Consider the following 20393-nt stretch of genomic DNA (forward strand, 5'->3'; position numbering starts at 1 on the left):
CAATAAGATACTATGCGCGCTTTGTAAAAAAAACGTTATCTGCATTTTTACTGGTAATAGCAGCAATCTCGTCTAGCGATTTTTGATAAATGGTCGCTAGTTTTTCTGCCACGAGCACTAGGTAGCTACTCTCATTTCTCTTACCGCGATATGGCACGGGGCTTAAGTAGGGAGCGTCTGTCTCTAGCACTATATGCTCCAGCGGTATTTCTGCAAGAAACTGATCTATCTTACCATTTTTAAAGGTCGCCACACCTCCTATACCCAACTTCATATTATAGCTTATCGCTTTTTCGGCTTGTTCTTTTGTGCCCGTAAAACAATGAAAAATCCCAAAGAGATCATCACCCTTCTCACTTTCTAATATTTCAAAAACCTCGTCAAAAGCCTCACGACAGTGTATCACTATGGGTTTCTTATATTTTTTTGCTAGTTGGATCTGTCTAGTAAATGCATCTTGCTGTATCGCTAGAGTAGACTTATCCCAGTACAAATCAATCCCTATCTCCCCTACCGCATAAAAGTCACGTGTTGCAAACTGCGCTTCTATGTGAGCAAGTTCTTCTTCATAGTTTTCTTTTACGTGTGTGGGATGTAATCCCATCATAAGGTACACGGTATCTGGATGTGCCTTTTCTAGCGCATACATACGCTCTGTATATGCCGAGTCTATTGCTGGTATAAAAAAACGAGTCACGCCAGCATCTATTGCGCGCTGTATCATTTCTGCTTGATCTTCGTCAAAAGACTCACTGTATAAATGGGTATGTGTATCTGTAAAAGTCATAGACGACAAAAATACTTTGCCACGAGAAGGAAGTAAAATGATTTTGCCTCTTTTTTCAAAAATCATTTAGTTGCCACACGGTGTATAAACGATTGTATTATTTTTGATAGAAATCACACACCATATGCCCTCACTACGCCAGTTCTTATTATCAAAAGGTTATTGCCGCTCACGCCTGTTTCCTACCGTTACAAATCACCTCGAGATGAAGGCAAAAATTAATGGTGTAGAAGGGTCATTTATACTAGACACTGGCGCTTCTAGTTCTTGTATAGATTTTAGCCACGCAGATCTTTTTAGTTTATTACAAGAAGATAGTGAGGTGCTAGCCGCAGGCGCGGGAGCAACCGGTATGGAGACTAAACTCTCTCGCAATAATTCTCTAAAAATCCAGAAGTGGCAGTATAAAAAACTTGATATCGTTCTCTTTGATATGTCACACGTAAACACTGCACTAATTGCTCACAATGCAGCGCCAGTACACGGTATTCTGGGTGCAGATGTTTTAAACGCAGGCAAAGGTATTATAGATTATCAATACAACTGCTTATACCTCAAGTAAGATATAAGTGTGAGATGGTTTTTTTTACGCTTTCGCGAAAGCGTAATTACCCCTACCTAAAGCTCCTATATTTTTCACAATTGTTCCTTAAGATTGGGTTAAAGACAATAAGTTAAGTGGGTTTATTTAACATATTTGTAAAAAACCAACTCATATGGCTATTCTAGGTTCTATAATAAAAGGTGCAATTGATCTTAAAGACACACTCACCACCAGCTCAAACCCAGTTGAAGAGCAAGAGAACGTGTTACGTACAATGCTCGACACAGCAAAGGATACATCCTTTGGAATCTATTACGGATTTTCAAAAATTCTAGAAGAAGATAATGTGGGCGAGGCTTACAAAAAAGCAATACCCTACCACGATTATAATCAAATGAATGATATGTGGTGGAAACGCATCAAGGAAGGCCTAGAAAACATCACCTGGCCTGGTAAGCCACATTATTTTGCATTATCAAGTGGGACTACAGGTAAAACTAGTAAACGCATACCTGTGACCGAAGATATGGTAGCAGCTATAAGAACGACTAGTATTGCACAAGTATCTGCGCTGGCACATTATGATTTACCTACAGACTTTTTTGACAAAGAAGTTATGGCGCTAGGAAGCTCTACAGATCTCGCCGAAAATGACGAATTTCTTGAGGGAGAAATAAGCGGTATCACAGCTAGCAATATCCCCTTCTGGTTTAAAGGTTTTTATAAACCTGGAGAAGAAATAGCAAAAATAGACAACTGGGATGAGCGTGTTAAAACCATCGCAGAAAACGCAAAGTCCTGGGATATAGGAGCCTTAAGCGGTATCCCATCTTGGATGGAGCTTATGCTCAAAGAAGTAATAGCCTACCATAATGTAGATAACATACACGACATCTGGCCTAACCTACAGGTCTTTACTAGTGGTGGTGTAGCTTTTCAACCCTATGAAAAAAGTTTTAGACAGTTACTAGGTCGAGACATTACCATTATAGACACCTACCTAGCGTCAGAAGGTTTTATGGCATACCAGAGCAGGCCAGAAACAGCATCTATGAAGCTTAGCACAGATGCCGGCGTTTATTTTGAATTTGTACCATTTAAACCTGAATATATTAATGAAGATGGCTCGCTCTCACAAGATGCACCTGCGCTTACACTTAACGAAGTAGAGACGGGAGTAGACTATGTACTCATCATAAGTACTGTCTCTGGTGCGTGGAGATATCTCATAGGCGATACCATAGCATTTACAGATGTGGAGAGAGCCGAAATTAAAATCACCGGACGAACGAAATTCTTCCTTAACGTTGTAGGCTCACAACTTTCTGTAAATAAAATGGAAGATGCTCTAAGAGATCTAGAAGAAAAGTTTGACATTAAAATACCGGAGTTTACACTGAGTGCAAAAAAAATAGATGGTGAGTTTTACCACTGTTGGTATTTAGGAACAACAGCCACTACTAGCGAGACAGAGCTTGCTAAGGCTCTTGATGAATCTCTTAAAAATGCCAATAAAAACTACGGTGTGGCCAGAGGCAAATCCCTAAAAGGTGTAAAAGTAACTACCATAGACCCAAATATCTTTCACGAGTGGAGTGGCGCAAATAAGAAGAAAGGTGGCCAGGTAAAAATGGAAAAAGTAATGGATGAAGAAAAGTTTGCCCAGTTTGAAGTTTTTATAAATGAGCAATAAATTCACTCTATAATTTAATCGTTCTCAAGCAGGTGCATCACCTCCTCTGGCGACATATATAAACTACGCAAGCGCTGCTTATACTTCTCAGAGATATGAGCGTGATCTAGTATAAAATTCTTTGTTTTTAAAATATATGACCCCATACCGTGGGTAATTGCATATACATCTGCAGTGCGCTCTACTTCTTTTATATGTGCACCAGAGTATAAATATTTAGCACCAAAAACCAGCATCCCGAAGGCAGAGCGCTCCCTATAATCCATCACGTGACCCAGCTCGTGACCAAGCCATCCTATTACCACATCGCTGGGCACTTCAGAAAAGTTAAGCTCCTCTTGATCTATTTGTATCTTTCTTGAGATTAAAATAATGTAAGATCTGTTTTTTCTAGATTTAAAAAAGCTAGCCCACCTGGGCTGGGCCTGCATAGTAGACTTTCTTATATTGTCCTTAAATTGAAAAGTAATATCTGCATCCCACAATTCTGGATAGTGCTCTAAGGCAATAATTGCCTCATCATAAATCTCTTTTGGGATCTGCTTATTTTCTAGATTGAGCATTCCATCCTCAAGCGCTACTTCTACTTTTTCTTCCATATATTTAAGATACAATTTATCACTTTGTACAGCTGTTAAGACGATACTAAAGTTAGTTATGGTTATCAAAAAGCAATGTGTATCTTCATAGCTCAAACTTTCACAATGAAAAACTATACGCTTATTGCTGTTTTATTTTGTTGCGCTTTCGCGAAAGCGTACTCACAACAATTATCTGGACCAGAGCTCGTGGCAAAATCTATAACCTATCACGACCCAAATAGCAACTGGGAGACCTTTACTGGAGAATTTACACTCGTACTTGATATGCCAGATAAACCAGATCGCAAAAGTGTAATTACACTAGATTTACCTAGAGAGTACTTCAATGTAACTACAACACAAGATGGCAAGACCAGCTTTAGAGAACTTCTAGGCACTGCTTGCAAATACACAAACGAAGCTGGAGAGGTCGTAACAAGCACCACTGCAGATGAGGATTGTGAACGCACTGTAATGTTTAGAAATTATTACTCATACCTCTATGGTTTACCTATGAAGCTCACAGATAAGGGAACTATTATCGAGAAGGATGTTAAAAAGGACACCTTTAAAGGAAAAGAATACCTAGTAGCACGTGTGCGCTATGATAAAAATGTAGGCACAGATGTGTGGCAGTTTTATTTTGACCCAGAGACATATGCAATGGAGGTATATCAATTTTTTAAGGGTGATGATGAGACTACGGGTGAGTACATATTGCTTACTGATCTTGCTACTATAGGAGGTATAAAAATGCCTAAAGATCGAGCTTGGTATTACAATAAAAATGATGGCTATCTAGGTACAGATAAAATCAAGATAAACTAAGCTAGTTATGCTCCACTGTAAATGCGGCTTGCTTATAGTTACTCATACTATAGTACTCTTTATGTAGAGAAGCTGCAAATTGCCTTATATCCTTATAATGTTTATAATCTGGATGCAAGGCGTCGTTAAAATCTTCATCTGTTATAAGTAATGCGATATACCAGGTATCACCATAATCCCTCAAAGGATCATCATTAAAGACGGGCGGCGCACCATTTTCTTCAAGCAACTTATTTGCTAGTGGTCTCAATAAATTGACCGTTTGCGTCTTCTTTCCCACTTCATAGAATGAGATATAATAGGCTTGGTTACTTATAAGTACGCGCACATTATCTTCTACATAGTTATGATTGAGATCATATTTAGTATTTACATACGCATAAAACTCATTTGCATCCTTAGGGTCTGTAAATAGATATGCATATCTATTAGGTAGTTTTCTATTAAACTTCTTTGCTTTTTTAACCTTACCCTCACTCAGGTTAGGCGCCACTGCTACAGGAAAGCAAGATTGCAATAAAAAGGCACAACAAAACGCTAGTAATATTCTCATAAGGAGTGTTTTGTGTCTTGCATCAAACAACATACCAAACACTTAAAGCTCAATCAAGTATGTATAACCATAAAAACCCTTACCGCATTGCGGTAAGGGTTTTATATAATGAGATAGCAATTATCTTAGTTGCTTATGCCTCAAAAGGCACTACAGAAACGTAAGATTTATTGTCTCTTTTCTTTTGGAATTTTACAACACCATCCACTTTTGCGTGAAGTGTGTGATCTTTTCCTCCGTACACGTTTTCACCTGGGTGATGCGTGTTACCTCTTTGACGTACGATGATGTTCCCTGCGATTGCAGCCTGTCCTCCAAAGATCTTAACACCTAAGCGTTTCGATTCTGATTCACGACCGTTTTTAGAACTACCAACTCCTTTTTTGTGAGCCATCTTGTTTCGGTTTTATAAGTTATACTTGATGGTATTGCAATTATGCTTTACCACCGTCTAATTCGTCTTGCCATTTTTTAAGCTCATCCCACTTACCATCTGCAGCCATTTGTGCTTGTGCTGGCCAAGTGTCTGTTACGTGGTTTCCACGTACACCTGCGATGATTTCAGAAATCTTAGCAGCGTCAGTTTTTGCAAGTTTTGCAAATGTATCAACACCAGCTTCAACAAGAGTTGATGCGATTTTTGGTCCGATACCTTCCACTTTTTTAAGATCGTCAGCTTTGGCAGCTTTTTTAGGAGCAGCCTTTTTTGCTTCTGCCTTTGGTGCAGCTTCCTTTGCAGGAGCAGCAGCTTTAGGTTCAGCTTTTGCTTCTTTTTTTGGAGCAGCTTTCTTAGCTCCAGAAGTAGCGATACTTTCAATTACGATTTCAGTAAGTGACTGGCGGTGTCCGTTCTTAACACGGTATCCTTTACGTCTCTTCTTTTTGAAAACGATTACTTTGTCACCTTTAAGGTGTCTTAAGACTTTAGCTCCTACTAGAGCTCCGTCTATAGCTGGGGCGCCTAAAGTGATGTTAGACCCGTCTCCTACTAAAAGTACTTTGTCGAAATCGACTTTTTTTCCTTCTTCAGTAGATAGGCGGTTAACAAAGACTTTTTGGTCTTTTGCAACTTTAAATTGCTGCCCTGCTATCTCTACAATTGCGTACATAGCGATTAATTAAATATTGTTATTACACTAATAAAAGCCTAAACCTCTCAGTTTAAGCGGGTGCAAATATACTATTTATCTTGTGATTTACAATCGCTAATTGTGTTTTTTTAAGCTCAAAAATGAAAAACGCATTTAAAAATAAATAACTTAGAACTCACCCTACTAACATTACTTAGAAAACATCAAAATAAAAGTGAATTCCTACAAAAAATTGTTTTTAAGTATTTTAAAAAGTAGATTCGCCTTCATATTAATAATCAATCAAAAAGCAATTAAACATTTTAAATCAATCATTACACTCGTCATTCTTACAATTATATTTACATCTTGCTCAACAGATGATGAAATAAACGACGTAAACACAACCCTTATAGTGGGAGAATGGGAGATTACCTCTTTAGAAAATAACACCACACTAGATCTTACAGTCGAAGGTCAGACTGCCACATCAACTTCTTACGGTACAGGTTCAAACTTTAACTATACTATTACTTTTAATGACGACAGCTCACTTATAGCAAATGGCTCTTATGATTACACAGTCACATCATCTACGAATGGCTCAGAAATAACTCAGACTACAAGTTTTGAAGATATTAATACTACTGGAAACTGGAGTGTAAATGGCGATCAAATGAGTTTTACAGGATTCATTACTTTTCAAACGGATAATCAGATCATTTCAGATGATATCAACCCTGGCACTTCTACGATAACAGTTTTAAACGAAACAACTTTAGTACTTACAACAGATCTTGGAAATAGTGAAATTTCAGGTTTCCCAGAAGGAGTTGATTATAATTTTGAAGGAGAAAGTATCGTTATTCTTACAAGAGTAAACTAAAACTTCTCTTGAGCATTATAAATTAAAAAACCGCCAGATGGCGGTTTTTTAATTTATTTTTTTCCAAGTGAGGACTATCTAATAACCGGTCCTCTCTCCCGTAATACCTTCTTAGTTCCTTCAGTATTCCAGCTAGGTTTAAAAAGCTGCATAAAACAAAGCGATAAACATATTGCGGTAGAAAACCCTCCTATTGCGACTGTAAATATTACAGAGCCTATACTTGTATTATACGTCTTCTCCCAAGGCCCTATAAGACCGTCTAGAAAATCTGGGTTTATATTACCTGCATATAGTGCAAAGAATCCCGTAAATAATATAGTAGCAATAAATCCAGACACCACTCCATTAGTAAGTCCGTCTGTGTAGCTAAAAGCTGGTCCGTTCTTAATCTTTGTGTACTTAATCACCTCATAAATACCAAAACCTACAATCACGCCATTAAAGAGCGAGAACATAACATTAGTATGAAGGTTAAATAATGCGAGTACTAAAAAATATGCGATGAGCCCGCCTGCCATTGCGATGGCAAAACGTATGGGCATTGTGAATTTTGACATAATGTTTATCTTTTTTCTTTTAAAGATAAACAAAATAATGAGTAAAAATCATAAGTGACTGTTAAATAACACTTTAACAACCCATTAAGAAACGCCTAACTTACTAAAGATGTCCCATATAACCACTCCTGCACTTACAGAAATGTTAAGAGAATGCTTAGTACCCACCTGCGGAATCTCAAGTACCGTATCACTTAAAGACACAATCTCTTGCTGCACTCCTTTTACTTCATTACCAAAAACAACAGCATACCTCTCCCCTTTTACAGGAGTAAACTTGTCTAGCATTACAGCATCTTCTGCTTGCTCTATAGCACAAAGCTTCACACCTTGTTCTTTTAATTTTTGAGAAAGCGCGATTGAGTCTTCCACATACTCCCACGCTACAGCATCTGTTGCACCTAGTGCTGTTTTTTGAATATCACGATGCGGCGGTGTAGCAGTGATACCACACAAATACACTTTTTCAACAAGGAAGGCATCTGCCGTACGAAAAACTGAACCTACATTGTTGAGACTCCTTATGTTATCCAGCACGATAATAAGTGGCGTTTTTTCTGCCTCCTTAAAATCTGCAACCGTTTTTCTGTTGAGTTCGCTATTCTTAAGCTTTCTATTATTCACGATGATAAAATATCTAGTATGGAGATTGTGTGAAAGATGGTGATTTACGCTTTCGCGAAAGCGCATCTATACTACTTCTGGTTATACCCAAAACGCTTGAGCTGTCGCTCGCTGCTTCTCCAGTTCTTATTTACTTTTACATATAGTTCAAGATGCACTTGCTTACCAAAGAATTTTTCTAAATCCTTACGAGCCTCTACTCCTACTCGCTTAAGTGCAGTTCCTTTATGACCTATAATGATACCCTTCTGGCTATCACGCTCTACCATAATCACAGAACGCATACGTATGATCTCATCTTCTTCAAAAAAGTCTTCTGTATCAATCTCTACTGCATAAGGGATTTCTTTCTTGTAGTGCATCAAGATTTTCTCACGTATGATCTCATTTACAAAAAAGCGCTCAGGCTTATCTGTAAGTTGGTCTTTAGGATAAAATGCTGGAGACTCTGGTAGTAGCTCTATAATTCTATTAAACACTTGTGGTACGCCAAAGTTTTCAAGTGCAGAGATTGCAAACACCTCAGCATTTGGCACTTTTTCTGACCAAAGCTTTAACGCCTCGCCCAGCATCTCTTCATTACCTTTGTCTATTTTATTAATGAGTAATAAAACGGGAATTTTTGCGCCACGTATTTTATTAAAAAACGCTTCGTCTTTGAGCTCCTTTTCTCCTAGCTCTACTATGTAAAGTAGCACATCTGCATCTTCAAATGCGCTTTTTACAAAGTCCATCATAGATGCTTGTAGCTCGTATGCCGGCTTTATGATACCTGGCGTGTCGCTCAAAATCATCTGGAAGTCTTCTCCGTTTACAATACCTAGTATACGGTGACGTGTAGTTTGTGCTTTTGAGGTAATAATACTGAGTCGCTCACCCACAAAGGCATTCATAAGCGTACTTTTACCCACATTAGGGTTTCCTATAATATTTACAAATCCGGCTTTGTGCGACATAGTGTTTCTTTTAGGCAAAGATACTTTAAATAGTACGTTTGCCTTTATGGATATAAAGAGTTATTAATTATGTAAATGATGTGTGGTTATGGGAGGTATTACGCTTTCGCAAAAGCGCAATAATTACGATCTAGATTTTGCCAGCGCTCTGTCATACAGCACGATGCTCCCAGCTACAGCCACATTAAGGCTTAGGGTAGAAGAGAATTTTACAAGAAAGTGAGATCTATCTATCGCCTCACGTGTAAGACCGTGATCTTCTGCTCCTAGTAAATAAACACAGCGCCTAGGATGCTCAAAAGTCTCTAGCGATTGTGCACGCTCATCTAGCTCTACACCTACAATGCGAGCTCCTTTAGGTAAGTGGTTAAAAAAGTCATCAAAATTATCATAGTGATAATAAGGCATCGCACTTACAGCATTGTGTGTATCACTAGCTTGCTTTGCATAGCGGTTGCCTATGGTAAAAATAAAACTAGCACCAAGGTTTTGAGCAGAACGCCAGAGCACTCCTAAATTTTCTGGAGTTTTTCCATTCTGGATTCCTATCCCAAAAAACTCGTTTGTAAAATTATCTGGCTGCATATATATATGACTATGGTATAAATAAAAAAGAGACCGTCACAAGTGAGGTCTCTTTTATTTTACATACTATCAGGTCTACCCTTCAAGCGTTTTTCAATCTTCTTTTTCTTTTCTGTGAGACGCTTCATTGTATCCATTATTTCAGAATCCTTTGTCTCTTTAAAAATCTCATTCAGTGCAAGAATGAGGCGTTTTGCTTCTCTTGAAGCTGCAACGCGATCACTGGTGGACATATTGCTCATTGAAGCATTCTCAAAAGCCACCGCTTCTTCCATTAATTTCATACAGTATTTCAAATTTTGGCGAATGTAATGTAACTCACCATATTATACAAGATTTACCCATAAATACTTGCACTACACAAGTATAAAATATTGATAATCAAGTCTAAAAGGAGAGAAAACTCCTACTCAACCCCTTAATTTACATTCTTTTTTATAAAAAGATAGTATGCATTTATTAGTAATATCGCAACATTAGTTACGATTACCGGTATACTTGACAACAATACTCCATACACCACAAAAAATGCACAACCCACTGAGTTTACAATACGTAGTGTACGTATATCTTTAAATAAAAATGACAACAGCACAAATAAACTGGCTAGATAACCGATAATTTCGGTAGGATTAATTTCCATAAATAAACACTTTAATTTTAATATTATAATTTTAAATCAAGAGCAGTAGCCTAGGCATTTCTCTCTACATACTTAATAATGTGGGTTGCAATATCTGTTCCCGTAGCTCTTTCTATACCTTCTAATCCTGGTGATGAGTTTACCTCGAGAATTAAAGGTCCTCTAGATGACTGCAATAAATCAACCCCGGCGATACCTAGCCCCATTGCTTTTGCGGCCTTTAAGGCTGCATTTTCTTCTTCGTCTGTAAGCTCTATTACATTTGCACTACCACCACGGTGTAAGTTAGACCTAAACTCACCTTCTTTTCCTTGCCTTTTCATTGCGCCTACCACAGCACCATCTACTACAAAAACACGTATATCTGCACCTCCAGCTTCTTCTATAAACTCTTGAGCAATCACTCTAGCCTGTAACCCGTTAAAAGCTTCTAAGATGGACTCTGCACTATTTTTATTATCTGCCAGCACAACACCAAGCCCTTGAGTACCTTCAAGTAATTTTATAACAAGTGGCGCACCTCCTACCCCATCTACAACCTGACTCACATCTTTTGAGTAGTTTGTAAACACTGTTTTAGGCAAGCCAAGACCAGCTCTAGAAAGAATTTGCAAGCTTCTTAATTTATCTCTAGATCTCACAAGGGCTTGTGACTCTGTGGCAGAAAACACCTTCATCATCTCAAACTGTCTCACAACAGCAGTCCCAAAAAATGTTACAGAAGCACCTATTCTAGGTATGATCCCATCTATATCCCTAATCTCTTCTCCTTTGTATACTATAGTCGGATTCTTTTTTTCAATCACGAGATTACACTTAGTGTGATCTATAATAATCATCTCGTGACCTTTTTTTTGACCAGCTTCTACAATTCGTTTTGTAGAGTACAAATTAGGGTTTTGAGATAGTACAACAATTTTCATATAGTATAATTTATAGGGACATTAGACACAAAATTAGTGCATAAAAAAAGTCTCAACTTGTGATTGAGACTTTTTACTTAGTAGCGGGAACTGGACTCGAACCAGTGACCTTCGGGTTATGAGCCCGACGAGCTGCCTACTGCTCTATCCCGCGATGTATGTTCCAGTAACACGTTTCTTGATTAGGCCATCAGTACTGCGTTAATTGGAGTGCAAATATACAACCGTTTTTGTCATATATAAAAGGAAAATGTAGGATATTTTTTTAATTATTTGCAACCCCCACATAGACAGGCATATCTGTAACAATATATTTAATTGAGAGTAGGTAATAGTGTATTTAAATCTCAAATACTACCTCAAGATGTACAAAATAGAGACCAGAAACGGCTTATTGTTCAATATCACGAGCCTCAAAACCTACAAGTTCTTGCTCTTCAAAAGTGGTGCGTACCTCTATAGGATTACAACACACTTCACAATCTTCTACATAAACCGTACTCACAGATGGGTCTAAAAGCATAGACACCTCTTCCCAACAGTATGGACATTGAAAAAAATGTTCAAACATAGTGTAGTTTTTATTGCGCTTTCGCGAAAGCGGAATTACCTCCTACAACTTCACATTAAGGAGTTGCCCCGTGAGCTGTAGTAACTGTATTTCTGCCAGCTTTGCCGTATACTTTGCGGCATTCTTAGTGGTTTGTGCATTGAGCAAGTTAAGTTGTGCCTGTCTAAACTCTACGCTACTTACCTGCCCTAGTTTAAATCGCTCTTCTGATCGATCAAAGTTAGCCTGACTTGTACTTACATTTTGCTCTTGAAGCTCATAGATTTTAAGGGCATTGAGATAATCTCCCTTTGCATTTGCAATGTCTCCCAGTACCTGCTGCCTTAGTTGCTCTTGGGTATACTTTTGATTTTCTAAAAAGATTTTTGCATTCTTTACTCCTATGATAGAGCTGCCGCCATCAAATAAATTCCACTGCAGGGTTGCACCTGTTTGAAAACCTGTAGAGGTGCTTGAGGCAAGAAAATTTGTAGCAGGAAAATTACCCTCTGTCCAGCCGTAACTACCTGTAAGACCTATGGTAGGTAAAAGCAAAGATTTAGCTTGTTTAATTTGATAATCACTTATCGTAATATTTTGCTCTGCTTGAAGAATAGATACATTATTTGTGATACCCTCACTTATAAAGCGCTCTACTTCTAGCGGGTTTATAAAAGTAACGGTAGTATCTGCACTTTTTAAGTCTTCCAGCTCTCTAGCGAGGACTACGTTAAGATCTCGCTGTGCGTTACGTAACTGCTGTCTGGTAGTAAGAATGTTTGTACTATCCGTCACAATATCTACTTGTGCATTGAGCACCTCTAACTTATTTACTTGTCCATAATCAAATTGATATTGCGCACGTACCTCTCTTGCTTTTGAAATATCTAAAGCGGTTTCTAAAACAGCTAAGTTTTCTTCAATACGAGCCACTTCATAATACACAGAAAATAGCTGCAACATTACATTCTCTATGGTCTCTCGTGCTTGCAGCTGTGATAAGCCATACTGCTCTTTTAATGTTTTATAATTATAGTACCTACCTAACCCATCAAACAAGGTATAGTTAAGATTAATAGAAGCATTATATCTTGTGGTCTCTGCCCCATCTACAGCGCTTACATTACCATCTTGAAAGGTAGCCTCTTGATCATCTATACTATAATTTACACCTGCATTACCTGTGAGGGATGGCAAGTAGCCACTATTTAAGATACTTTTATTGTTTTCAGCTATGGCGACTTGATTATTTGCGAGTAGTATCCCAAAGTTATTCTCAAGCATTATCTGCACGGCCTCTTCTTTTGTGAGTAATTGTGCTGGGAGGTCTTGTGCATACGCTTTCGCGAAAGCGAATAACAACACCATAGCAACTATACTTTTTATAAAAGATTGTATCATCTGTTTGCAGTCATTTTAAGTAATAATGTTTCTAGTGTACGTCTTTGCACTAGGTTGTCTTGATTTGCTCTTATGAACTCAATATCATTTATATGAAAAACGAGTTCTCCTTCTTCTTCTTCAATCCCGAGCTGGCTACTAAGGTAAGTTTGAGCTCCAGATAGTCCTCCTTTTTTTATAGTTACTTCACCTCCAGATTTAGTAAGCAAAAAGCTATTAAAATCTAAAAAACGCTCTATACCTGATAGCATTTTAAAACCTACAAGTCCAGCAGTAATCATTAACACATATATAAACAACTTATCAAGTCCAAACTCGTTATCGCCTGTAAAAATTGCAACGAGCAGCCAGAAAGCTATAAGCCCTACAAGTGACAGTAACACACCTAGTACTATGGATATGATATCCATAATTTTTGCTTTGGAGGTGCGCTTTACTACAATCTCTCCTGTGGTTGTGTTTTCTTCATAATGAAAGCCTAGTTCTTCTAGGTTTTCAAGATTTGCGATGGCCGTTTCTTTATGGGCAATTTGCTCTTCCAGCTTTTCTGTAGAAACATCTATAGATTGCTTTCTAATAGTATCTAGCAAGTTGAGTTTTGCTTCATAAGTAAGCTTGTCGCTATGCTCTAGCACGGCAACAATTTCTCGCGGTGTATGATTTTTATACAAATTCATTTTACGCTATATCTGTTTTAGGCTTAAAGGGAACTTGAAGCTCTTGGTTGTCATTCTCGTGCTCTTCTTCCATTTCCTTTACGGCTCTCTCTTGATTTTCTCTAGCTGTCTTTCTTCCCTTCTGTAACATATCTGTAGTGGTCTTTACCCAGTTGCTAAATGATAAAAAGATAGGAAGCATTACAAGCGTAAGTACCGTTGCAAAGCCTATCCCGTATGCAATAGATATTGCCATTGGGATTAAGAACTGTGCTTGTCTACTCTCTTCAAAAATAAGCGGTGCAAGACCAGCAATAGTTGTGATTGAGGTAAGAAAGATAGCTCTAAATCTAGAACGACCAGCATCAAAAATAGCATCCTCAAAGGTCATACCTTCTCTTAGGTTAGTATTAAACTTACCTATAAGCACCAAGCCATCATTTACCATAATCCCTATCAAGGCTATAATACCAAGCATAGATAATATGTTAAGCGGGAAGTCGTGTATCCAGTGCCCCCAGGCTACTGCTGGCAAACTCAATGGTATAAGAAGCAATAACATCAACGGCTGACTATAACTTCTAAAGGTAAATGCAATCACTATGTAAATAAGTAATAGCACCGTAAGGCCTACAGGTATAAGTGAGTCTGTAAGTTTACCTGCCTCTCTGTTTTGACCTTCGTATGATGGTGTTACTGTAGGATACTTAGATAGTATCTCTGGCATCACGTTAGTACGCAAATCTGTCATTACATCTGTGGCACTTACTTCTTTTGGGTTTTTGAGATCTGCAAGTATTTGTATCTCCCTTCTACCCTCAAGGTGGTTTACTGCCACATCACCACGCTCAATAGTGTAAGATGCTATCTCATTGAGAGGCACCTTTGCTCCAGATGGCGTAGTGATACGCATATCATCTAGATTAGATATAGATGATCTATTATCCCGATCATAACGCACCCATACTCTTATCTCATCTTGACCTCTCTGAAAGCGCTGCGCTTGTGCCCCAAAGAATCCTGCTCGTACCTGTGCCATTACAGTTTGCAAATTGAGTCCCAGTGAGTATGCAGACTCGTTGAGCTCTAATCTAATTTCTTTAATACCCGCAGGGTCATTATCTGTTATATCTTTTAATACAGGGTTGGTCTCTAGTGATTGCTTAAGCTCAGCCTTTGCTGCTTTAAGTTCGGCTATATTATTTCCTAATAAAGAAACTGCAACTGGGCTTCCTCCAAAGTTACCTCCGCCTCCATACACAAGGCTTTCTTTACCTATTACAGGACCTACCTTCTCTTGTATCATATTACCTACTATGATAGAAGTAACCTCGTTAGGTCTTTCTTCTCCCGGAAGCATATTTATGCTTAAAGAAGCTGTAGATGTCCCTGGCCCAATGTTTTTGATAATATTCTCAAACATAGGTCCATCTATCTCATTTTTATACTTTTCAGTTAGCTCTTTATTTGTCTCTACAACCTTTTCTTCTATCATAGAGATAATACTGTCTGTGATAGCCGCATTTGTACCATTAGGCATCTCAAGACTTATTCTCACATTATCACTTGCAACACGCGGGAAAAACGCTCCACGTATAATACCCGCCTCAAAACTCCCAGAGGTGAGTAAAATAAATGCAATAAAAAATGAAAACATCAAGAACTTGTAGTCGAGTGCAAATCTCAGTACTGGGCTATACACGCGATCACGCAACCAGACCATAATACGATCTCCAAACTCATTTATATAGCGCAGTTTTGAGAATAGCTTTGCCATTCCCTTTTTAGGCTTATTGCTTTGTGCTCGCAATGCCTTAGAATGTGCAAGGTGAGCTGGCAGTATAATGAGGGCTTCTACAAGAGAAACAAGCAGCGTAAGCATTACTATAACCGAAACCTCTCCGAAAAATTCACCTATTCTTCCATCTAAAAACAAGAAAATACCAAAAGCGAGAATCGTTGTAGTTATTGCCGAAAGAATAGGAGGCAACACCTCCATTGTACCATCTACGGCAGCTTGTATAGGGGTTTTACCACGTTCATAATGTTGATAGATGTTTTCTGCTATGACAATACCGTCATCTACCAGAATACCTATCACGATAATCATCCCAAATAATGATAATACATTAATCGTCACATTAAAATAACCTGCAAGCATAAACATCCCTAAGAATGCCACGGGAAGCCCAAAGGCTACCCAGAATGCTAGTCGTGTATTTAAAAATACTGATAGAAACAATAGCACCAAGAGCATCCCTACAACGGCATTTTCTGTAAGTAATGCTGTACGTTGTACAAGCGTTATAGATAAGTCACTTACAACAGCTAGCTGTACATTGTTATACTTTGCATTAAAGTCTTCTATATATTCTTTTGCCTTTTCTGCGGCACCTATAAGGTCTTCTGTATTTGTAGATGTTATGGTCACATTTACAGCAAGATTTCCATTAAAGTAATTTGCATTAGGTGTTTCAGAAAAACGGTCTCTTACCTCTGCAACATCTTTGAGACGTATGGTTCTTCCATTAGCATTTGATCTCACAATGACATTAGACAGCTCGTCACCGTAGTAAGCTCTATTATTTGCTCTTATAAGATACTCTTCTGCCTCTGTTTTTATAGACCCTCCTGTTGTTAATATGTTTGAAGAGCTCACTGCCTGAGATACATCTGCAAAAGACAAGTCGTAAGCCAGCAAACTGTTTTCATTTACAGCTATCTCAATTTCTTCTTCAGGATATCCAGATACTGCTATTTGAGAAATACCATCTATGCCACGCAGGTCATTTTCTACCTGGCGTCCTATTTGTTTTAAAGTCTCAAGCGATACGTTTTCTCCGCTTATAGAAAAAGATATAGTTTGCCTTATTGCTTCAACCTTTGCCACTACAAGAGGCTCCATACCAGAAGGAAATGAAGGCACACGATCTACAGCATTCTTTACTTCAAGAAGCATAAAATCAATATCCTTCCCTTTTTCTATCTCTACATTAATGCTACCACTGTTTTCTCTAGAAGTAGATGTTACGCGCTCAACTCCATCTAATCCTTTAAGGTTATCTTCTATTTTAAGCACAATACCTTCTTCTACTTCTTGTGGAGAAGCTCCTGGGTATATAACACTTATACTTATATTCTTAGAGTCTACAAGTGGAAAAAATGATGAGTTGAGTGATAATGCTCCGTAAATTCCAAAGACTACAAACATTAATACAATCACGTTTACAGCTACGTGATATTTGATAAAATATTCTATTACTTTACGCATCCTACTCTGCTTCTTCTTGTGATGATTCCTTATCTGAATAGATCTTTACAAGCATTCCAGCATATGCGCCAGGTACTGGCTTACTTACAATCTTTGTTCCTTCTGGTATTCCCTTTACAATCACCTCCTTATCAGAAAAATATACGGGATTTACCTTTATAACATCGAGAATTGAATCACGCACCATAAAAAGCTCGTTATTGGGTTGCAACAACCCTCTAGGTAAAGCTATCGCCTCTTGCTCTTCTTTAGCTTGAAGCACAGCTTCAAGATACACGCCTTCTCTCAAACCTTCTCCTTTAACTTCTATATAAGCATTTATGGTCTGTGACGCTTGATCTATATTCCCATTTACTCGAGTTACTTTACCTGTGTAAGTTTCTTCACCGTCTATAGTAGAGAGCGCTACTTCATTATTGACTTTTAACAAGTCTGCATAGTTCTTGCTTATCGCAACTTCAAGCTCGTACAAGTTTGTATCTATAAACTCACCTAGCTTTTGACCAGATCTTACAAGTGTTCCTTCTGTTACTAAAGCTTCTGTAAGTACTCCAGTAAATGGCGCTGTAATTCTATACTTACCTAGACGTTGCTCTAAGTTTTTTACATTAAAATAAGCCGTTTGGATATTTCTCCCAGAAATAAAATAACCTTCTTTTTCTGATGTGATTTCTGGTAAAGGTGGAGTAGCTTTACTTACGTCAAAGTTATTGAGATAGGCTTGCCATTTTGGGTAGGCTTCTGGGTAGTCAAGACGCAAGTCGGGCATTATAGAAGTGATTTGATCATACAGTGCACTTTTCTGTGACTGTACACTTGCGTAGTACTCAGAGCTATTAAGACTAAGTAAGGTTTGTCCTTTTCTATACTCTTGACCTGGTTTAAAAAGCTTACTTCCTTTTTGAAGCACGCCCTGCACTTCAGAAAATATTTCTAGCCTTCTTTGAGCAACGAGATTTCCGTTTGCCGAAATTTCTATAGGTACGACCCCATTTACAGCATCTTCTACAAAGACGGTTTTAATTACTTTTTTAGGCTTAGGCCTTGTACGTTGATTACTTGCTACAATTGCTTTTGAAGCAAAAAAAGCTCCAATTATGAGCAGGACTCCTAACAGAGAGAGGATGATTTTACGCATCTATACTATTTTGGTTGTTTTGATGGCTTGAGTACCAGTAGTGCAAATCTAACCACAGAGCCCGACCACCGCTGTTAAGGATGTCTTAAATTAAAAGCCTGAGCGTCCGGTATTACCTACAAAACAACACATTGCTTGTGTTAAAAAGAAAAAACCAACTTGTACAGTTGGTTTCTTAATTATTGTTGAGTGGTATTACGCTTTCGCGAAAGCGTAAAAATACTAGTTTAACGCATCGAGTTCTTCTGTGATTTTCTCCCAGTCTTCCATAAAGCCGTCTAGCTTCTTTTTCTTGCCATTATAGTTGTCAAAAAACGCTGGATCTGCAACCGTCTCATCATAGTTAGTCGCGAGGGCGACATCTAGCTCTTTGATCTCGCGTTCTATTTTATTAATATTAGACTCTACTTTACTGAGTCTATTATTAAGAGATTTGAGCTTTTTTTGGTCTTCGTAAGATTTTTTTGTACTCTTTACAGGCGCTTCTTTTTTTACAACATCACGCTTTTCTACCTCTCTCAAGTTTGCCACTTCTCGCTGCTCTAGGTAGTAATCTATGTCTCCCAGATACTCTCTTATACGATGATCTTTAAACTCATAAACCCTATCTGTAAGACCTTGTAGAAAATCACGGTCGTGAGATACGACTATAAGAGTCCCTTCAAACTGCTTGAGACTATCTTTAAGTACATTTTTTGACTTAATGTCTAGGTGGTTTGTAGGTTCATCCATCACAAGCACGTTAAAAGGTTGCAACATAAGCTTAGCAAGTGCTAGCCTGTTGCGCTCACCTCCAGAGAGTACGCGCACATACTTATCTACCTCCTCTCCCCTAAAGAGAAAAGAGCCTAATATATCTCGCACACGTGGTCTTGTTTTCTCATCTGCAGCATCTATCATCGTGTCCTCTACAGTTTTTGAACCGTCAAGATATTCTGCTTGGTTTTGAGCAAAGTACCCTATCTGTACATTATGCCCTAGCTTTACCTTCCCTTGATGCTCAAGCTCACCCACTATAATTTTTGCCAGTGTAGATTTACCTTGGCCATTTTGCCCTACAAAGGCGGTCTTAGTATCACGCTCTACCAGCAAGTCTATACCTTGCAAAACGTTTTTATCTCCATAACTTTTTGCAACCTCCTCTGCCTCTACCACAACCTTACCAGGCGTTACAGATACAGGAAATTTAAGCGTCATCACACTATTATCATCTTCATCTACCTCAATGCGATCTATCTTATCTAACTTTTTTATGAGCGACTGCGCCATTGTGGCCTTAGAAGCTTTTGCTCTAAACTTCTCAATAAGCTTTTCTGTCTGCTCAATTTGTTTCTGCTGGTTTTTTTGTGAAGCCAGTTGCTGCTCTCTTATTTCCGAACGAAGCACGAGATACTGTGTGTACGGCTTCGGATAATCATAAATGCGACCTAGCGAAATCTCAATAGTACGGTTAGTCACGTTATCTAAAAACATCTTATCGTGAGATACAATCACCACAGCCCCAGTATACCCACGCAAGAAGCTCTCAAGCCAGATAATAGATTCTATATCTAAGTGGTTTGTAGGCTCATCTAGCAGTAATATATCGTGATTTTGTAGTAAAAGCTTAGCCAGCTCTATACGCATACGCCACCCTCCAGAAAAGGTGTCTGTAAGCTTATCAAAATCCTCGCGCTTAAAACCTAGACCTTGCAATATACGCTCTGTCTCACCTTTATAACTATACCCGCCGTGCACTTCATACTGGTGTTGTACGTCGTTTATATCTATCATAAGCTGGTTATAGCTCTCGCTCTCGTAGTCTGTGCGTGTCGCTAGTTGCTCATTAATATGTGCAAGTTGACTCTCTAGTTTTTTTATTTCTTTAAAAGCCTCATAAGACTCCTCAAGCACGGTACGTCCTTCTATAAAATCTATGTCTTGCTTTAAGAAACCTATGCTTATCTCCTTCTCTATAGCTATAGATCCCGTATCATATTGCTGCTCGCCAGAAATGATACGTAGCATTGTAGACTTACCAGCACCGTTTTTACCTACCAGTCCTACCCGATCACCATTATTAAGTCTAAAGGTGATTTCTTCAAACAAATATTCGCCTTGAAAAGAGACAGAAAGGTTGTGAATATTGAGCATAGAGTAATAAG

General features: G+C 38.3%; 22 protein-coding genes and 1 tRNA gene. 4 read left to right on the forward strand and 19 right to left on the reverse strand.

The genetic code is table 11. From position 1 onward, the window contains the following. Positions 1–10: 10 nt before the first annotated feature. Positions 11–787, reverse strand: coding sequence for a TatD family hydrolase (locus Q0948_RS03590; RefSeq protein WP_298348773.1), 777 nt, complete (start codon positions 785–787; stop codon positions 11–13). A 124-nt stretch (positions 788–911) separates the two neighbouring features. Here Q0948_RS03590 and Q0948_RS03595 point away from each other — a divergent pair, with 124 nt between their 5' ends. Together Q0948_RS03595 and Q0948_RS03600 are read left to right on the forward strand one after the other, a co-directional pair. Continuing rightward, the gene (locus Q0948_RS03595; protein WP_298347656.1) at positions 912–1349 is read left to right on the forward strand and encodes a retropepsin-like aspartic protease; all 438 of its coding nucleotides are present in this window, start codon (positions 912–914) and stop codon (positions 1347–1349) included. A gap of 154 nt (positions 1350–1503) precedes the next feature. Next, positions 1504–3024, forward strand: coding sequence for a GH3 auxin-responsive promoter family protein (locus Q0948_RS03600; RefSeq protein ID WP_298347654.1), 1521 nt, complete (start codon positions 1504–1506; stop codon positions 3022–3024). 14 nt (positions 3025–3038) lie between these two features. Here Q0948_RS03600 and Q0948_RS03605 read toward each other — a convergent pair whose 3' ends face one another. Then, positions 3039–3623: a hypothetical protein gene (locus tag Q0948_RS03605; RefSeq protein ID WP_298347652.1), complete on the reverse strand. Its 585-nt coding sequence runs from the start codon at positions 3621–3623 to the stop codon at positions 3039–3041. 105 nt (positions 3624–3728) lie between these two features. On the opposite strand from Q0948_RS03605, the gene Q0948_RS03610 reads away from it, so the two are divergent. Further along, complete coding sequence (locus tag Q0948_RS03610; RefSeq protein WP_298347650.1) at positions 3729–4433, forward strand: DUF6503 family protein; 705 nt, start codon at positions 3729–3731, stop codon at positions 4431–4433. A 1-nt stretch (position 4434) separates the two neighbouring features. Here Q0948_RS03610 and Q0948_RS03615 read toward each other — a convergent pair whose 3' ends face one another. From Q0948_RS03615 to rplU, 3 genes are all read right to left on the reverse strand, one after another. Continuing rightward, positions 4435–4986, reverse strand: coding sequence for a hypothetical protein (locus Q0948_RS03615; protein WP_298347648.1), 552 nt, complete (start codon positions 4984–4986; stop codon positions 4435–4437). 133 nt (positions 4987–5119) lie between these two features. Continuing rightward, entirely contained in the window at positions 5120–5380 is a 261-nt protein-coding gene (gene rpmA, locus Q0948_RS03620) for a 50S ribosomal protein L27 (RefSeq protein WP_021778263.1), read from the reverse strand. Between the two features lie 40 nt (positions 5381–5420). Beyond that, positions 5421–6095 carry a 50S ribosomal protein L21 gene (rplU, locus tag Q0948_RS03625; protein ID WP_298347645.1) on the reverse strand — a complete coding sequence of 225 codons (675 nt, stop codon included), beginning with the start codon at positions 6093–6095 and terminating at the stop codon, positions 5421–5423. A 196-nt stretch (positions 6096–6291) separates the two neighbouring features. On the opposite strand from rplU, the gene Q0948_RS03630 reads away from it, so the two are divergent. Beyond that, entirely contained in the window at positions 6292–6942 is a 651-nt protein-coding gene (locus Q0948_RS03630; protein WP_298347643.1) for a lipocalin family protein, read from the forward strand. A 74-nt stretch (positions 6943–7016) separates the two neighbouring features. Here Q0948_RS03630 and Q0948_RS03635 read toward each other — a convergent pair whose 3' ends face one another. From Q0948_RS03635 to Q0948_RS03700, 14 genes are all read right to left on the reverse strand, one after another. After that, positions 7017–7502: a DUF4199 domain-containing protein gene (locus Q0948_RS03635; RefSeq protein WP_298347641.1), complete on the reverse strand. Its 486-nt coding sequence runs from the start codon at positions 7500–7502 to the stop codon at positions 7017–7019. 84 nt (positions 7503–7586) lie between these two features. Continuing rightward, complete coding sequence (locus Q0948_RS03640) at positions 7587–8126, reverse strand: RNA methyltransferase (protein ID WP_298347639.1); 540 nt, start codon at positions 8124–8126, stop codon at positions 7587–7589. A 71-nt stretch (positions 8127–8197) separates the two neighbouring features. After that, positions 8198–9082, reverse strand: a complete 885-nt coding sequence (era, locus tag Q0948_RS03645; protein ID WP_021778259.1) for a GTPase Era — start codon at positions 9080–9082, stop codon at positions 8198–8200. 123 nt (positions 9083–9205) lie between these two features. Continuing rightward, positions 9206–9667 carry an RNA methyltransferase gene (locus Q0948_RS03650; protein WP_298347636.1) on the reverse strand — a complete coding sequence of 154 codons (462 nt, stop codon included), beginning with the start codon at positions 9665–9667 and terminating at the stop codon, positions 9206–9208. A gap of 59 nt (positions 9668–9726) precedes the next feature. Next, positions 9727–9951: a hypothetical protein gene (locus Q0948_RS03655; protein WP_298347634.1), complete on the reverse strand. Its 225-nt coding sequence runs from the start codon at positions 9949–9951 to the stop codon at positions 9727–9729. Between the two features lie 134 nt (positions 9952–10085). Further along, positions 10086–10310 carry a YgjV family protein gene (locus Q0948_RS03660; RefSeq protein WP_298347632.1) on the reverse strand — a complete coding sequence of 75 codons (225 nt, stop codon included), beginning with the start codon at positions 10308–10310 and terminating at the stop codon, positions 10086–10088. A gap of 50 nt (positions 10311–10360) precedes the next feature. Further along, positions 10361–11233 (reverse strand): 30S ribosomal protein S6--L-glutamate ligase, encoded by an 873-nt coding sequence (gene rimK / locus Q0948_RS03665; RefSeq protein WP_298347630.1) that lies wholly within the window; start codon positions 11231–11233, stop codon positions 10361–10363. Between the two features lie 81 nt (positions 11234–11314). Continuing rightward, a tRNA-Met gene (locus Q0948_RS03670) sits at positions 11315–11387 on the reverse strand. A gap of 237 nt (positions 11388–11624) precedes the next feature. Continuing rightward, complete coding sequence (locus tag Q0948_RS03675; RefSeq protein ID WP_298347628.1) at positions 11625–11804, reverse strand: CPXCG motif-containing cysteine-rich protein; 180 nt, start codon at positions 11802–11804, stop codon at positions 11625–11627. Between the two features lie 42 nt (positions 11805–11846). Next, positions 11847–13151: a TolC family protein gene (locus Q0948_RS03680; protein WP_298491178.1), complete on the reverse strand. Its 1305-nt coding sequence runs from the start codon at positions 13149–13151 to the stop codon at positions 11847–11849. 29 nt (positions 13152–13180) lie between these two features. Further along, positions 13181–13861 (reverse strand): hypothetical protein, encoded by a 681-nt coding sequence (locus Q0948_RS03685; RefSeq protein ID WP_298347624.1) that lies wholly within the window; start codon positions 13859–13861, stop codon positions 13181–13183. Between the two features lies 1 nt (position 13862). Continuing rightward, a complete protein-coding gene (locus tag Q0948_RS03690; RefSeq protein WP_298347621.1) occupies positions 13863–17111 on the reverse strand; it encodes an efflux RND transporter permease subunit in 3249 nt (1082 codons plus the stop codon). Between the two features lies 1 nt (position 17112). Continuing rightward, positions 17113–18249, reverse strand: coding sequence for an HlyD family efflux transporter periplasmic adaptor subunit (locus tag Q0948_RS03695; RefSeq protein ID WP_298347619.1), 1137 nt, complete (start codon positions 18247–18249; stop codon positions 17113–17115). 222 nt (positions 18250–18471) lie between these two features. Then, positions 18472–20382, reverse strand: a complete 1911-nt coding sequence (locus tag Q0948_RS03700) for an ABC-F family ATP-binding cassette domain-containing protein (RefSeq protein ID WP_298347617.1) — start codon at positions 20380–20382, stop codon at positions 18472–18474. Between the last annotated feature and the right edge of the window lie 11 nt (positions 20383–20393).

The organism is uncultured Dokdonia sp., assembly GCF_947496725.1.
GTDB lineage: Bacteria > Bacteroidota > Bacteroidia > Flavobacteriales > Flavobacteriaceae > Dokdonia.

Excerpts from the sequence above, each read along its gene's own strand:
- Q0948_RS03680 (WP_298491178.1), bottom strand. The coding sequence starts at position 13,151 with ATGGTGTTGTTATTCGCTTTCGCGAAAGCGTATGCACAAGACCTCCCA.
- rpmA (WP_021778263.1), bottom strand. The coding sequence starts at position 5,380 with ATGGCTCACAAAAAAGGAGTTGGTAGTTCTAAAAACGGTCGTGAATCA.
- Q0948_RS03700 (WP_298347617.1), bottom strand. The coding sequence starts at position 20,382 with ATGCTCAATATTCACAACCTTTCTGTCTCTTTTCAAGGCGAATATTTG.
- rplU (WP_298347645.1), bottom strand. The coding sequence starts at position 6,095 with ATGTACGCAATTGTAGAGATAGCAGGGCAGCAATTTAAAGTTGCAAAA.
- Q0948_RS03690 (WP_298347621.1), bottom strand. The coding sequence starts at position 17,111 with ATGCGTAAAGTAATAGAATATTTTATCAAATATCACGTAGCTGTAAAC.
- Q0948_RS03635 (WP_298347641.1), bottom strand. The coding sequence starts at position 7,502 with ATGTCAAAATTCACAATGCCCATACGTTTTGCCATCGCAATGGCAGGC.
- Q0948_RS03650 (WP_298347636.1), bottom strand. The coding sequence starts at position 9,667 with ATGCAGCCAGATAATTTTACAAACGAGTTTTTTGGGATAGGAATCCAG.
- era (WP_021778259.1), bottom strand. The coding sequence starts at position 9,082 with ATGTCGCACAAAGCCGGATTTGTAAATATTATAGGAAACCCTAATGTG.
- Q0948_RS03615 (WP_298347648.1), bottom strand. The coding sequence starts at position 4,986 with ATGAGAATATTACTAGCGTTTTGTTGTGCCTTTTTATTGCAATCTTGC.
- Q0948_RS03685 (WP_298347624.1), bottom strand. The coding sequence starts at position 13,861 with ATGAATTTGTATAAAAATCATACACCGCGAGAAATTGTTGCCGTGCTA.
- Q0948_RS03660 (WP_298347632.1), bottom strand. The coding sequence starts at position 10,310 with ATGGAAATTAATCCTACCGAAATTATCGGTTATCTAGCCAGTTTATTT.
- Q0948_RS03655 (WP_298347634.1), bottom strand. The coding sequence starts at position 9,951 with ATGAAATTAATGGAAGAAGCGGTGGCTTTTGAGAATGCTTCAATGAGC.
- Q0948_RS03605 (WP_298347652.1), bottom strand. The coding sequence starts at position 3,623 with ATGGAAGAAAAAGTAGAAGTAGCGCTTGAGGATGGAATGCTCAATCTA.
- Q0948_RS03590 (WP_298348773.1), bottom strand. The coding sequence starts at position 787 with ATGACTTTTACAGATACACATACCCATTTATACAGTGAGTCTTTTGAC.
- Q0948_RS03595 (WP_298347656.1), top strand. The coding sequence starts at position 912 with ATGCCCTCACTACGCCAGTTCTTATTATCAAAAGGTTATTGCCGCTCA.
- Q0948_RS03600 (WP_298347654.1), top strand. The coding sequence starts at position 1,504 with ATGGCTATTCTAGGTTCTATAATAAAAGGTGCAATTGATCTTAAAGAC.
- Q0948_RS03695 (WP_298347619.1), bottom strand. The coding sequence starts at position 18,249 with ATGCGTAAAATCATCCTCTCTCTGTTAGGAGTCCTGCTCATAATTGGA.
- Q0948_RS03610 (WP_298347650.1), top strand. The coding sequence starts at position 3,729 with ATGAAAAACTATACGCTTATTGCTGTTTTATTTTGTTGCGCTTTCGCG.
- Q0948_RS03675 (WP_298347628.1), bottom strand. The coding sequence starts at position 11,804 with ATGTTTGAACATTTTTTTCAATGTCCATACTGTTGGGAAGAGGTGTCT.
- rimK (WP_298347630.1), bottom strand. The coding sequence starts at position 11,233 with ATGAAAATTGTTGTACTATCTCAAAACCCTAATTTGTACTCTACAAAA.